The following is a 14,087-nucleotide window of genomic DNA, read 5'->3' as shown; positions in this document are numbered from 1 at the left end:
AGGCATTGCGGAAAGTGTTCCATTTTCCGGTCAACAAAATAGTGTTGCACAAACTGTCCGCTCAATGGACAGATGGGTCGACTTGTCAGCGAGCTGAGGAACCCTATGGTTTACTCCTATACCGAGAAAAAACGTATTCGTAAGGATTTTGGTAAACGTCCACAAGTTCTGGATGTACCTTATCTCCTTTCTATCCAGCTTGACTCGTTTCAGAAATTTATCGAGCAAGATCCTGAAGGGCAGTATGGTCTGGAAGCTGCTTTCCGTTCCGTATTCCCGATTCAGAGCTACAGCGGTAATTCCGAGCTGCAATACGTCAGCTACCGCCTTGGCGAACCGGTGTTTGACGTCCAGGAATGTCAAATCCGTGGCGTGACCTATTCCGCACCGCTGCGCGTTAAACTGCGTCTGGTGATCTATGAGCGCGAAGCGCCGGAAGGCACCGTAAAAGACATTAAAGAACAAGAAGTCTACATGGGCGAAATTCCGCTCATGACGGACAACGGTACCTTTGTTATCAACGGTACTGAGCGTGTTATCGTTTCCCAGCTGCACCGTAGTCCGGGCGTCTTCTTTGACTCCGACAAAGGTAAAACCCACTCTTCGGGTAAAGTGCTGTATAACGCGCGCATCATCCCTTACCGTGGTTCCTGGCTGGACTTCGAATTCGATCCGAAGGACAACCTGTTCGTACGTATCGACCGTCGCCGTAAACTGCCTGCGACCATCATTCTGCGTGCCCTGAACTACACCACAGAGCAGATCCTCGACCTGTTCTTTGAAAAAGTTATCTTTGAAATCCGTGATAACAAGCTGCAGATGGAACTGGTGCCGGAACGCCTGCGTGGTGAAACCGCATCTTTTGACATCGAAGCTAACGGTAAAGTGTACGTAGAAAAAGGCCGCCGCATTACTGCGCGCCACATTCGCCAGCTGGAAAAAGACGACGTCAAACTGATCGAAGTCCCGGTTGAGTACATCGCAGGTAAAGTGGTTGCTAAAGACTACATTGATGAGTCTACTGGTGAGCTGATCTGTGCTGCGAACATGGAGCTGAGCCTGGATCTGCTGGCTAAGCTGAGCCAGTCTGGTCACAAGCGTATCGAAACGCTGTTCACCAACGATCTGGATCACGGCCCGTATATCTCTGAAACCTTACGTGTCGACCCAACTAACGACCGTCTGAGCGCACTGGTAGAAATCTACCGCATGATGCGCCCTGGCGAGCCGCCGACTCGTGAAGCCGCTGAAAGCCTGTTCGAGAACCTGTTCTTCTCCGAAGACCGCTATGACTTGTCTGCGGTTGGTCGTATGAAGTTCAACCGTTCTCTGCTGCGCGACGAAATCGAAGGTTCCGGTATCCTGAGCAAAGACGACATCATTGATGTTATGAAAAAGCTCATCGATATCCGTAACGGTAAAGGCGAAGTCGATGATATCGACCACCTCGGTAACCGTCGTATCCGTTCCGTTGGCGAAATGGCGGAAAACCAGTTCCGCGTTGGCCTGGTACGTGTAGAGCGTGCGGTGAAAGAGCGTTTGTCTCTGGGCGATCTGGATACCCTGATGCCTCAGGATATGATCAACGCCAAGCCGATTTCTGCAGCAGTGAAAGAGTTCTTTGGTTCCAGCCAGCTGTCTCAGTTTATGGACCAGAACAACCCGCTGTCTGAGATTACACACAAGCGTCGTATCTCCGCACTCGGCCCAGGCGGTCTGACCCGTGAACGTGCAGGCTTCGAAGTTCGAGACGTACACCCGACTCACTACGGTCGCGTATGTCCAATCGAAACCCCTGAAGGTCCGAACATCGGTCTGATCAACTCCCTGTCCGTGTACGCACAGACTAACGAATATGGCTTCCTTGAGACGCCGTACCGTAAAGTGATTGACGGTGTTGTAACCGACGAAATTCACTACCTGTCTGCTATCGAAGAAGGCAACTACGTTATCGCCCAGGCGAACTCCAACCTGGATGAAGAAGGCCACTTTGTAGAAGACCTGGTAACTTGCCGTAGCAAAGGCGAATCCAGCTTGTTCAGCCGCGACCAGGTTGACTACATGGACGTATCCACCCAGCAGGTGGTATCCGTCGGTGCGTCCCTGATCCCGTTCCTTGAACACGATGACGCCAACCGTGCATTGATGGGTGCGAACATGCAACGTCAGGCCGTTCCGACTCTGCGTGCTGATAAGCCGCTGGTTGGTACGGGTATGGAACGTGCTGTTGCCGTTGACTCCGGTGTAACTGCGGTTGCTAAACGTGGTGGTGTCGTTCAGTACGTGGATGCTTCCCGTATCGTTATCAAAGTTAACGAAGATGAGATGTATCCGGGTGAAGCAGGTATCGACATCTACAACCTGACCAAGTACACCCGTTCTAACCAGAACACCTGTATCAACCAGATGCCGTGTGTGTCTCTGGGTGAACCGGTAGAACGTGGCGACGTGCTGGCAGACGGCCCGTCCACCGACCTCGGTGAACTGGCGCTCGGTCAGAACATGCGTGTAGCGTTCATGCCGTGGAATGGTTACAACTTCGAAGACTCCATCCTCGTATCCGAGCGTGTTGTTCAGGAAGATCGTTTCACCACCATTCACATTCAGGAACTGGCATGTGTGTCCCGTGACACCAAGTTGGGGCCAGAAGAGATCACCGCTGACATCCCGAACGTGGGGGAAGCTGCGCTCTCCAAACTGGATGAATCCGGTATCGTTTACATTGGTGCGGAAGTGACCGGTGGCGACATTCTGGTTGGTAAGGTAACGCCGAAAGGTGAAACCCAGCTGACTCCAGAAGAAAAACTGCTGCGTGCGATCTTCGGTGAGAAAGCGTCTGACGTTAAAGACTCTTCTCTGCGCGTACCAAACGGTGTATCCGGTACGGTTATCGACGTTCAGGTCTTTACTCGCGATGGCGTAGAAAAAGACAAACGTGCGCTGGAAATCGAAGAAATGCAGCTCAAACAGGCGAAGAAAGACCTGTCTGAAGAACTGCAGATCCTCGAAGCGGGTCTGTTCAGCCGTATCCGTGCTGTGCTGGTAGCCGGTGGCGTTGAAGCTGAGAAGCTCGACAAACTGCCGCGCGATCGCTGGCTGGAGCTGGGCCTGACCGACGAAGAGAAACAAAATCAGCTGGAACAGCTGGCTGAGCAGTATGACGAACTGAAACACGAGTTCGAGAAGAAACTCGAAGCGAAACGCCGCAAAATCACCCAGGGTGACGATCTGGCACCGGGCGTGCTGAAGATTGTTAAGGTATATCTGGCGGTTAAACGCCGTATCCAGCCTGGTGACAAGATGGCAGGTCGTCACGGTAACAAGGGTGTAATTTCTAAGATCAACCCGATCGAAGATATGCCTTACGATGAAAACGGTACGCCGGTAGACATCGTACTGAACCCGCTGGGCGTACCGTCTCGTATGAACATCGGTCAGATCCTCGAAACCCACCTGGGTATGGCTGCGAAAGGTATCGGCGACAAGATCAACGCCATGCTGAAACAGCAGCAAGAAGTCGCGAAACTGCGCGAATTCATCCAGCGTGCATACGATCTGGGCGCTGACGTTCGTCAGAAAGTTGACCTGAGTACCTTCAGCGATGAAGAAGTTATGCGTCTGGCTGAAAACCTGCGCAAAGGTATGCCAATCGCAACGCCGGTCTTCGACGGTGCGAAAGAAGCAGAAATTAAAGAACTGCTGAAACTTGGCGACCTGCCGACTTCTGGTCAGATCCGCCTGTACGACGGTCGCACTGGTGAACAGTTCGAACGTCCGGTAACCGTTGGTTACATGTACATGCTGAAACTGAACCACCTGGTCGACGACAAGATGCACGCGCGTTCCACCGGTTCTTACAGCCTGGTTACTCAGCAGCCGCTGGGTGGTAAGGCACAGTTCGGTGGTCAGCGTTTCGGGGAGATGGAAGTGTGGGCGCTGGAAGCATACGGCGCAGCATACACCCTGCAGGAAATGCTCACCGTTAAGTCTGATGACGTGAACGGTCGTACCAAGATGTATAAAAACATCGTGGACGGCAACCATCAGATGGAGCCGGGCATGCCAGAATCCTTCAACGTATTGTTGAAAGAGATTCGTTCGCTGGGTATCAACATCGAACTGGAAGACGAGTAATTCTCGCTCAAACAGGTCACTGCTGTCGGGGTAAAACCCGGCAGCGGATTGTGCTAACTCCGACGGGAGCAAATCCGTGAAAGATTTATTAAAGTTTCTGAAAGCGCAGACTAAAACCGAAGAGTTTGATGCGATCAAAATTGCTCTGGCTTCGCCAGACATGATCCGTTCATGGTCTTTCGGTGAAGTTAAAAAGCCGGAAACCATCAACTACCGTACGTTCAAACCAGAACGTGACGGCCTTTTCTGCGCCCGTATCTTTGGGCCGGTAAAAGATTACGAGTGCCTGTGCGGTAAGTACAAGCGCCTGAAACACCGTGGCGTCATCTGTGAGAAGTGCGGCGTTGAAGTGACCCAGACTAAAGTACGCCGTGAGCGTATGGGCCACATCGAACTGGCTTCCCCGACCGCGCACATCTGGTTCCTGAAATCGCTGCCGTCCCGTATCGGCCTGCTGCTCGATATGCCGCTGCGCGATATCGAACGCGTACTGTACTTCGAATCCTATGTGGTTATCGAAGGCGGTATGACCAACCTGGAGCGTCAGCAGATCCTGACTGAAGAGCAGTATCTGGACGCGCTGGAAGAGTTCGGTGACGAATTCGACGCGAAAATGGGTGCGGAAGCAATCCAGGCTCTGCTGAAGAGCATGGATCTGGAGCAAGAGTGCGAACAGCTGCGTGAAGAGCTGAACGAAACCAACTCCGAAACCAAGCGTAAAAAGCTGACCAAGCGTATCAAACTGCTGGAAGCGTTCGTTCAGTCTGGTAACAAACCAGAGTGGATGATCCTGACCGTTCTGCCGGTACTGCCGCCAGACCTGCGTCCGCTGGTTCCGCTGGATGGTGGTCGTTTCGCGACTTCTGACCTGAACGATCTGTATCGTCGCGTCATTAACCGTAACAACCGTCTGAAACGTCTGCTGGATCTGGCTGCGCCGGACATCATCGTACGTAACGAAAAACGTATGCTGCAGGAAGCGGTAGACGCCCTGCTGGATAACGGTCGTCGTGGTCGTGCGATCACTGGTTCTAACAAGCGTCCTCTGAAATCTTTGGCCGACATGATCAAAGGTAAACAGGGTCGTTTCCGTCAGAACCTGCTCGGTAAGCGTGTTGACTACTCCGGTCGTTCTGTAATCACCGTAGGTCCATACCTGCGTCTGCATCAGTGCGGTCTGCCGAAGAAAATGGCACTGGAACTGTTCAAACCGTTCATCTACGGCAAGCTGGAACTGCGTGGTCTTGCTACCACCATTAAAGCTGCGAAGAAAATGGTTGAGCGCGAAGAAGCTGTCGTTTGGGATATCCTGGACGAAGTTATCCGCGAACACCCGGTACTGCTGAACCGTGCACCGACTCTGCACCGTCTGGGTATCCAGGCATTTGAACCGGTACTGATCGAAGGTAAAGCTATCCAGCTGCACCCGCTGGTTTGTGCGGCATATAACGCCGACTTCGATGGTGACCAGATGGCTGTTCACGTACCGCTGACACTGGAAGCCCAGCTCGAAGCGCGTGCGCTGATGATGTCTACCAACAACATCCTGTCCCCGGCGAACGGCGAACCAATCATCGTTCCGTCTCAGGACGTTGTATTGGGTCTGTACTACATGACCCGTGACTGTGTTAACGCCAAAGGCGAAGGCATGGTACTGACTGGCCCGAAAGAAGCAGAACGTCTGTATCGCTCTGGTCTGGCTTCTCTGCATGCGCGCGTTAAAGTGCGTATCACCGAGTATGAAAAAGATGCTAACGGTGAATTAGTAGCGAAAACCAGCCTGAAAGATACGACCGTTGGCCGTGCCATTCTGTGGATGATTGTACCGAAAGGTCTGCCTTACTCCATTGTCAACCAGGCGCTGGGTAAGAAAGCAATCTCCAAAATGCTGAACACCTGCTACCGCATTCTCGGTCTGAAACCGACCGTTATTTTTGCGGACCAGATCATGTACACCGGCTTTGCATATGCAGCGCGTTCTGGTGCATCTGTTGGTATCGATGACATGGTCATCCCGGAGAAGAAACACGAAATCATCTCCGAGGCAGAAGCTGAAGTTGCTGAGATTCAGGAGCAGTTCCAGTCTGGTCTGGTAACTGCGGGCGAACGCTACAACAAAGTTATCGATATCTGGGCTGCGGCGAACGATCGTGTATCCAAAGCGATGATGGATAATCTGCAAACTGAAACCGTTATTAACCGTGACGGTCAGGAAGAGAAGCAGGTTTCCTTCAACAGCATCTACATGATGGCCGACTCCGGTGCGCGTGGTTCTGCGGCACAGATTCGTCAGCTGGCGGGTATGCGTGGTCTGATGGCGAAGCCGGATGGCTCCATCATCGAAACGCCAATCACCGCGAACTTCCGTGAAGGTCTGAACGTACTCCAGTACTTCATCTCAACCCACGGTGCTCGTAAAGGTCTGGCGGATACCGCACTGAAAACGGCGAACTCCGGTTACCTGACTCGTCGTCTGGTTGACGTTGCGCAGGACCTGGTGGTAACCGAAGACGATTGTGGTACCCATGAAGGTATCATGATGACGCCGGTTATCGAGGGTGGTGATGTTAAAGAGCCGCTGCGCGATCGCGTACTGGGTCGTGTAACTGCTGAAGACGTTCTGAAGCCGGGTACTGCTGATATCCTCGTTCCGCGCAACACGCTGCTGCACGAACAGTGGTGTGACCTGCTGGAAGAGAACTCTGTCGACGCGGTAAAAGTACGTTCTGTTGTATCTTGTGACACCGACTTTGGTGTATGTGCGCACTGCTACGGTCGTGACCTGGCGCGTGGCCACATCATCAACAAAGGTGAAGCAATCGGTGTTATCGCGGCACAGTCCATCGGTGAACCGGGTACACAGCTGACCATGCGTACGTTCCACATCGGTGGTGCGGCATCTCGTGCGGCTGCTGAATCCAGCATCCAGGTGAAAAACAAAGGTAGCATCAAGCTCAGCAACGTGAAGTCGGTTGTGAACTCCAGCGGTAAACTGGTTATCACTTCCCGTAACACCGAACTGAAATTGATCGACGAATTCGGTCGTACCAAAGAAAGCTATAAAGTGCCTTACGGTGCAGTACTGGCGAAAGGCGATGGCGAACAGGTTGCTGGCGGCGAGACCGTTGCAAACTGGGACCCGCACACCATGCCGGTTATCACCGAAGTAAGCGGTTTTGTACGCTTTACTGACATGATCGACGGCCAGACCATTACTCGTCAGACCGACGAATTGACTGGTCTGTCTTCGCTGGTGGTTCTGGATTCCGCAGAACGTACCGCAGGTGGTAAAGATCTGCGTCCGGCACTGAAAATCGTTGATGCTCAGGGTAACGACGTTCTGATCCCGGGTACCGACATGCCTGCGCAGTACTTCCTGCCGGGTAAAGCGATTGTTCAGCTGGAAGATGGCGTACAGATCAGCTCTGGTGACACCCTGGCGCGTATTCCGCAAGAATCTGGCGGTACCAAGGACATCACCGGTGGTCTGCCACGCGTTGCGGACCTGTTCGAAGCACGTCGTCCGAAAGAGCCGGCAATCCTGGCTGAAATCAGCGGTGTGGTTTCCTTCGGTAAAGAAACCAAAGGTAAACGTCGTCTGGTTATCACCCCGGTAGACGGTAGCGAGCCGTACGAAGAGATGATTCCGAAATGGCGTCAGCTCAACGTGTTCGAAGGTGAACGTGTAGAACGTGGTGACGTAATTTCCGACGGTCCGGAAGCGCCGCATGACATTCTGCGTCTGCGTGGTGTTCATGCTGTGACTCGTTACATCGTTAACGAAGTACAGGACGTATACCGTCTGCAGGGCGTTAAGATTAACGATAAACACATCGAAGTTATCGTTCGTCAGATGCTGCGTAAAGCTACCATCGTTAACGCGGGCAGCTCCGACTTCCTGGAAGGCGAACAGGTTGAATACTCTCGCGTCAAGATCGCAAACCGCGAACTGGAAGCGAACGGCAAAGTGGGTGCAACTTACTCCCGCGATCTGCTGGGTATCACCAAAGCGTCTCTGGCAACCGAGTCCTTCATCTCCGCGGCATCGTTCCAGGAGACCACTCGCGTGCTGACCGAAGCAGCCGTTGCGGGCAAACGCGACGAACTGCGCGGCCTGAAAGAGAACGTTATCGTAGGTCGTCTGATCCCGGCAGGTACCGGTTACGCGTACCACCAGGATCGTATGCGTCGCCGTGCTGCAGGTGAAGCTCCGGCTGCACCGCAGGTGACTGCAGAAGACGCATCTGCCAGCCTGGCAGAACTGCTGAACGCAGGTCTGGGCGGTTCTGATAACGAGTAATCGTTAATCCGCAAATAACGTAAAAACCCGCTTCGGCGGGTTTTTTTATGGGTGTTATTCAGAGGGCAAATTCTTCATGGGAAATATTAAGAAAGGCAGGGCGAAACGAGGAAGAAGCTTTTCGCCCTGGACAACATTCCTGCTGACGGTACTAACATAAAAAAACGCAACGCTTTCAACAACCTTGCGTTTTTCATCTTCCGTAGCTGCTCGGAATAAATTTACGTTCTTACATTCTGTCTCATGTCCTTTGCGAGGCGCGTCCCAGATAGCTGTCCCAGTCTTTCCATACCGGCTGCAAACCCTGAGCAGTTAATGCAGCAGCAACGGCTTCCGGCCTGCGATCGTCGTGCGGTGAGAATTGCTCCAGCTCCGGATGATTGTCGGCATAGCCACCAGGTTGCGTTTTCGAGAAGGCGCTGACGTTATTGATCGCCAGCGGAATAACGCGATCGCGAAACCACGGTGATTCCCGCGTGGAGAGTGACAGTTCAATCTCCGGCGCAAGTAGGCGGAAGGCGCAGATAGTTTGCACTAACTGGCGTTCATCCATAATCGACGCTGGCTCAATTCCGCCAGTACACGGGCGCAGGCGCGGGAAGGAGACAGAGTAACGGCTTTGCCAGTAATGTTGTTGCAGCCATAGCAAATGTTCGGCAACCATATAGCAGTCAACGCGCCAGCTGTCGGAAAGGCCGATTAGCGCGCCGAGGCCTATCTTATCTATCCCCGCACGGCCCAGCCGATCCGGCGTTTCCAGCCGCCAGAAGAAGTCCTGTTTTTTCCCTTTCAGATGATGGTGGGCGTATGTCGCCTCGTGATATGTCTCCTGATAAACCATCACCCCATCCAGACCAAGTTGCTTTAACTCGGCGTATTCCGCTTCCGCCAGTGGCTGTACTTCCATCTGTAGTGAAGAGAACTGTTCACGCAGGACAGGGAGATGACGACGAAAGTAATCCATCCCCACTTTCGCCTGATGTTCACCAGTGACCAGCAATAGATGTTCAAAGCCCATCTCCCGGATAGCGGCGCTTTCCCTGGCGATATCCGCTTCATCCAGCGTTTTACGCTTGATGCGATTGCTCATGGAAAATCCGCAGTAAGTGCAGTCGTTAGCGCAAAGATTAGAGAGATAAAGCGGGACGTAGAAGCTGACGATGTTGCCAAATCGCTGGCGGGTCAGGCGCTGCGCCCGTTGAGCCAGTGGTTCCAGGTATTCACCGGCGGCAGGTGATAGCAATGCCATCATATCGTCGCGAGTGAGTTGCGAAACATTGAGCGCCCGCTCTACGTCAGCTGCCGTTTTGCTGTTGATTCGCAGGCGGATGTCGTCCCAGTCCAGTTGTCGCCAGCGATCACTGAAGGTTTTCATGCCGATGCCTCCAGAAATCCGGTCAGCGGGCTAGTGGCATGAGCAAAATGACTGCGACTGCCCGGCCCGGACTGACGTGCCAGCAGGCCGGCGTCTACCGCCAGACGAAATGCCTTCGCCATGTTGACGGGATCGTCCGCGACGGCAATCGCCGTATTCACTAACACCGCATCGGCTCCCATTTCAAGCGCCTGCGCGGCATGGCTGGGAACGCCAATGCCAGCATCAACGACCACCGGAACCGTGGCTTGCTGGATAATAATCTCCAGCATGGCGCGGGTTTCCAGTCCCTGATTAGAGCCAATTGGTGCGCCGAGCGGCATTACTGCTGCACAGCCCACTTCCTCCAGACGTTTGCACAACACTGGATCGGCACCGCAGTAAGGCAGCACGACAAATCCCTGTTGCACCAACGTTTCGGCGGCTTTCAGGGTTTCGATGGGATCGGGCAATAGCCAGCGGGCGTCAGGGTGAATCTCTAATTTTAGCCAGTTTGTGCCTAACGCTTCACGTGCCAGATGAGCGGCGAAAATGGCTTCTTCCGCGGTTTTCGCCCCGGAAGTATTTGGCAGCAGTGTCACACCCGCCGCGATAAGTGGATCGAGGATAGCATCGTTGTGTTGGCGCAAGTCGACGCGTTTCATCGCCAGCGTCACCAGTTGGCTGCCGGAAGCGCGGATCGCCTCCACCATCAATTGTGAAGAGGCGAATTTCCCGGTGCCGGTAAACAGATGTGAATCAAACGTTTTGTCCGCAATACGTAACATCTCAACCCCCTGCAATAACCTGAAAAAGTAGGATCTGGTCGCCATCCTGCACGATATGTTGCGCCCATTGCTCCCGCGGGACGATTTGCTGATTAATTGCCAGTGCCGCACCTGCTTGTTGTTGATTGAGTTGCTCCAGCAACTCGTGAACAGTTTGCCCGGCGGCGCACTGCATCGGTTGATCGTTAAACAGGATCTGCATTGCTTCCTCCGCATACCGGGCAACCTGTAGCGCGGCGCAACGCCAGGTTGCGCCATTGGTTTAATTTACCGTCAAACAGTCGAAGATATCCCGCAGGGGTCTCTATACCACTCAATAGCTTAATTGCTTCCAGTGCCTGTAACGTGCCCATAACCCCGACCACCGGGCCAACCACGCCCGCCGTGCGGCAGTTGCGTTCTGGCTCCTGGTTATCCGGCCACAGGCAGCGGTAACACCCCTGTTCCCAGGGCGGCGTCAGTACCATCAACTGACCGCCAAATCCGACCGCGCTGGCGGTGATAAGCGGTGTGTTAAGTGCTACGCAGGCGGCATTAATCTCCTGGCGAGTCGCCATGTTGTCGGTACAGTCGAGAACCACATCGGCCCGTGCTACCGCATCTTTTAACGCCTTACCCGTTAACCGTTGTTGTAATGCTGTCAGTTGAATGTCGGGATTCAACTGTGTCAGTCGTTGTTGGCTGACCTGCGATTTCGGGCGATCGATATCTTCAGTGGTAAAGAGGATTTGTCGTTGCAGATTGCTCAAATGCACATCGTCGTCATCTGCCAGTACCAGCGTCCCGACACCAGCTCCCGCCAGGTATAGCGCAGCAGGTGTACCCAACCCACCCAGACCGATAATCAGCACCTGGCTGTCGAGCAGTTTTTGCTGCCCGTCAAGAGCGATATCGTCGAGCAGGATTTGACGGCTATAACGCATAAAATCACGGTCATTCATCGCCAACTCCTGCAATTTCCAGCAACTGTTCCGTTGCCAAACGCCAGTCTGCGGCCTGGGTAATGGCACTGACGACGGCGATACTGCCAACACCTGTCGCCATCACCGCAGGCGCGCGCGGCAGGCTGATACCGCCAATCGCCACGGTGGGATAAGCTGCCAGACGCTCAATGTGTCGTGCCAGCTGTTCCAGCCCCTGCGGTGCAGAAGGCATCTGTTTGGTTTGCGTCGGGAACACATGTCCTAGCGCGATATAAGAAGGACGAGCTGCCAGCGCGACGTCGATTTCCATGTCATCATGAGTCGAAACGCCCAGCCGCAGGCCCGCTGCACGGATGGCATTGAGATCGGTGGCTTGCAAATCTTCCTGTCCCAGATGGACGCCATATGCCTGATGCTTAATCGCCAGCCGCCAGTAATCGTTGATAAACAGCCGTGCGTTATAGCGGCGGCCCAGCGCAATTGCTGCCACGACATCGGCTTCAACCTCTTCATCGCGCCGATCTTTGATGCGCAGCTGGAGAGTACGCACGCCTGCATCCAACAGACGTTCGATCCACTGTACGCTATCCACTACCGGGTACAGTCCTAAACGAAAAGGTACATGAGGAAAATCAGGCTGATACATCACGCTTCCTCCTTACGCAGGTAGATTTCTCCACCTCTGGCACGGAAGTTCTCCGACATATCCGCCATTCCCACTTCAATGGTTTGCGCGGCGGCGTAATCACGTACTTCCTGGCTGATTTTCATCGAGCAGAATTTCGGCCCACACATGGAGCAAAAATGGGCGACTTTGCCGGACTCTTGCGGCAGGGTTTCATCGTGATAAGCGCGGGCGGTAAACGGGTCGAGGGCCAGATTAAACTGGTCTTCCCAGCGAAATTCGAAGCGGGCTTTCGACATGGCGTTATCGCGAATTTGCGCGCCCGGATGCCCTTTCGCCAGGTCGGCGGCGTGGGCGGCAATCTTATAGGTGATAAGCCCCTGCTTAACATCTTCTTTATTAGGTAGACCCAGATGCTCTTTTGGCGTTACGTAACAGAGCATCGCGCAGCCAAACCAGCCAATCATCGCCGCGCCAATCCCCGACGTGAAGTGGTCATAACCCGGCGCAATATCAGTAGTTAGCGGCCCGAGGGTATAGAACGGAGCTTCGTGGCAGTGCTCTAACTCCTCGGTCATATTGCGGCGGATCATCTGCATCGGTACATGCCCAGGACCTTCAATCATCACCTGCACGTCATATTCCCAGGCGATTTTGGTCAGTTCGCCCAGCGTATGTAGCTCGGCAAACTGCGCTTCATCGTTGGCGTCCTGAATAGAACCGGGGCGCAGGCCGTCGCCCAGCGACAACGAAACATCATAAGCGGCACAGATTTCACAAATTTCGCGGAAGTGTTGATAGAGGAAATTTTCCTGATGATGGGAGAGGCACCATTTCGCCATAATCGAACCGCCGCGAGAGACGATACCGGTCAGGCGTTTCGCGGTCATCGGCACGTAGCGAAGTAGCACGCCCGCATGGATAGTGAAGTAATCCACACCTTGCTCGGCCTGTTCCAGCAGCGTGTCCCGGAACGCTTCCCAGGTAAGATCTTCAGCGATCCCATTAACCTTCTCCAGCGCCTGGTAGATCGGCACTGTACCAATCGGCACCGGGCTGTTACGCAAAATCCATTCGCGAGTTTCGTGAATATAGCGACCGGTGGAAAGATCCATCACTGTATCCGCCCCCCAGCGCGTAGACCATACCAGCTTTTCCACTTCTTCTTCGATGGAAGAGGTGACTGCCGAGTTGCCGATATTGGCGTTAACCTTCACCAGAAAGTTGCGACCAATAATCATCGGCTCCGATTCCGGATGATTAATGTTGGCCGGGATAATCGCACGTCCGGCAGCAACTTCATCACGGACAAATTCCGCGGTGATATTTTCCGGCAGACGTGCGCCAAAGCTCATTCCCGGATGCTGGTGGCGCAAAACTTCGCTACGTATGCGCTCGCGACCCATATTCTCGCGAATGGCGATGAATTCCATTTCGGGCGTGATGATGCCCCGGCGGGCGTAGTGCAGTTGGGTGACGCGGCGTCCTGCTTTGGCGCGCTTTGGGGTTAATACGCCGCTAAAACGTAGCTCGTCGAGGCCATCATCTGCTAGTCGCGCTTTAGTGTAATCGGAACTGCGCACGGTAAGTTCTTCGGTATCGCCGCGCGCATCGATCCACGGCTGGCGCAGTTTTGCCAGTCCTTGCTGCACGTTAATGGCGATCTGTGGATCGCCATACGGACCGGAGGTGTCGTAGACCGGAATCGCTTCGTTTTCTTCGTACTGCGGCTGTTCTTTGCTGCCGCCAATTAGCGTCGGGCTAAGCTGGATCTCACGCATCGGCACGCGCACGCCGGGGTGTGTGCCAGTGATGTAAATACGTTTTGAGTTGGGAAAGGCGGTGCCTTCCAGGGTGTCGATAAAATGTTGGGCCTGGGCGCGTTGTTCGCGGCGGGTCAGTTTTGTTGCAGACATAGCTCATTCCAAAAAGTTAAGGACGTGGCTTGTCAGACGACGGATGA

The 14,087-nt window shown here is 53.9% G+C and carries 8 protein-coding genes; 2 read left to right on the top strand and 6 right to left on the bottom strand.

Features of this window, described 5'->3' with window-relative positions; translation table 11 throughout:
- Window positions 1-105: 105 nt before the first annotated feature.
- Window positions 106-4,134, top strand: a complete 4,029-nt coding sequence (rpoB, locus tag EFER_RS18865; RefSeq protein ID WP_001353730.1) for a DNA-directed RNA polymerase subunit beta — start codon at window positions 106-108, stop codon at window positions 4,132-4,134.
- Window positions 4,135-4,210: 76 nt separating this feature from the next.
- On the top strand, window positions 4,211-8,434 hold the full coding sequence (rpoC, locus tag EFER_RS18860; RefSeq protein ID WP_000653947.1) for a DNA-directed RNA polymerase subunit beta': 4,224 nt from the start codon (window positions 4,211-4,213) through the stop codon (window positions 8,432-8,434).
- Window positions 8,435-8,675: 241 nt separating this feature from the next.
- On the opposite strand, the gene thiH is transcribed toward rpoC, so the two are convergent.
- Genes thiH through thiC form a run of 6 tightly spaced genes read right to left on the bottom strand, consistent with a single transcriptional unit; the run spans window position 8,676 to window position 14,040 of the window.
- Complete coding sequence (gene thiH / locus EFER_RS18855; protein WP_000847477.1) at window positions 8,676-9,809, bottom strand: 2-iminoacetate synthase ThiH; 1,134 nt, start codon at window positions 9,807-9,809, stop codon at window positions 8,676-8,678.
- Entirely contained in the window at window positions 9,806-10,576 is a 771-nt protein-coding gene (thiG, locus tag EFER_RS18850; RefSeq protein WP_000944087.1) for a thiazole synthase, read from the bottom strand. The genes thiH and thiG overlap by 4 nt, the downstream gene beginning before the upstream one ends.
- A 1-nt stretch (window position 10,577) precedes the next feature.
- Window positions 10,578-10,778 (bottom strand): sulfur carrier protein ThiS, encoded by a 201-nt coding sequence (gene thiS, locus EFER_RS18845; protein WP_001166235.1) that lies wholly within the window; start codon window positions 10,776-10,778, stop codon window positions 10,578-10,580.
- Window positions 10,762-11,517, bottom strand: coding sequence for a thiazole biosynthesis adenylyltransferase ThiF (thiF, locus tag EFER_RS18840; protein ID WP_000999744.1), 756 nt, complete (start codon window positions 11,515-11,517; stop codon window positions 10,762-10,764). Before thiF ends, thiS begins: the two co-directional genes overlap by 17 nt.
- A complete protein-coding gene (thiE, locus tag EFER_RS18835; protein ID WP_000284577.1) occupies window positions 11,510-12,145 on the bottom strand; it encodes a thiamine phosphate synthase in 636 nt (211 codons plus the stop codon). The genes thiF and thiE overlap by 8 nt, the downstream gene beginning before the upstream one ends.
- Complete coding sequence (gene thiC, locus EFER_RS18830; RefSeq protein ID WP_001276893.1) at window positions 12,145-14,040, bottom strand: phosphomethylpyrimidine synthase ThiC; 1,896 nt, start codon at window positions 14,038-14,040, stop codon at window positions 12,145-12,147. Before thiC ends, thiE begins: the two co-directional genes overlap by 1 nt.
- Between the last annotated feature and the right edge of the window lie 47 nt (window positions 14,041-14,087).

The sequence above is a fragment of the Escherichia fergusonii ATCC 35469 genome, assembly GCF_000026225.1.
GTDB classification, from domain to species: Bacteria; Pseudomonadota; Gammaproteobacteria; order Enterobacterales; family Enterobacteriaceae; genus Escherichia; species Escherichia fergusonii.
This window is presented reverse-complemented; position numbering and strand designations above follow the sequence as displayed.

Bases quoted from the DNA above. Each gene is read 5' to 3' on its own strand.
- rpoB (WP_001353730.1), top strand. From the start codon at position 106: ATGGTTTACTCCTATACCGAGAAAAAACGTATTCGTAAGGATTTTGGT.
- thiH (WP_000847477.1), bottom strand. From the start codon at position 9,809: ATGAAAACCTTCAGTGATCGCTGGCGACAACTGGACTGGGACGACATC.
- thiG (WP_000944087.1), bottom strand. From the start codon at position 10,576: ATGTTACGTATTGCGGACAAAACGTTTGATTCACATCTGTTTACCGGC.
- thiS (WP_001166235.1), bottom strand. From the start codon at position 10,778: ATGCAGATCCTGTTTAACGATCAACCGATGCAGTGCGCCGCCGGGCAA.
- thiF (WP_000999744.1), bottom strand. From the start codon at position 11,517: ATGAATGACCGTGATTTTATGCGTTATAGCCGTCAAATCCTGCTCGAC.
- thiE (WP_000284577.1), bottom strand. From the start codon at position 12,145: ATGTATCAGCCTGATTTTCCTCATGTACCTTTTCGTTTAGGACTGTAC.
- thiC (WP_001276893.1), bottom strand. From the start codon at position 14,040: ATGTCTGCAACAAAACTGACCCGCCGCGAACAACGCGCCCAGGCCCAA.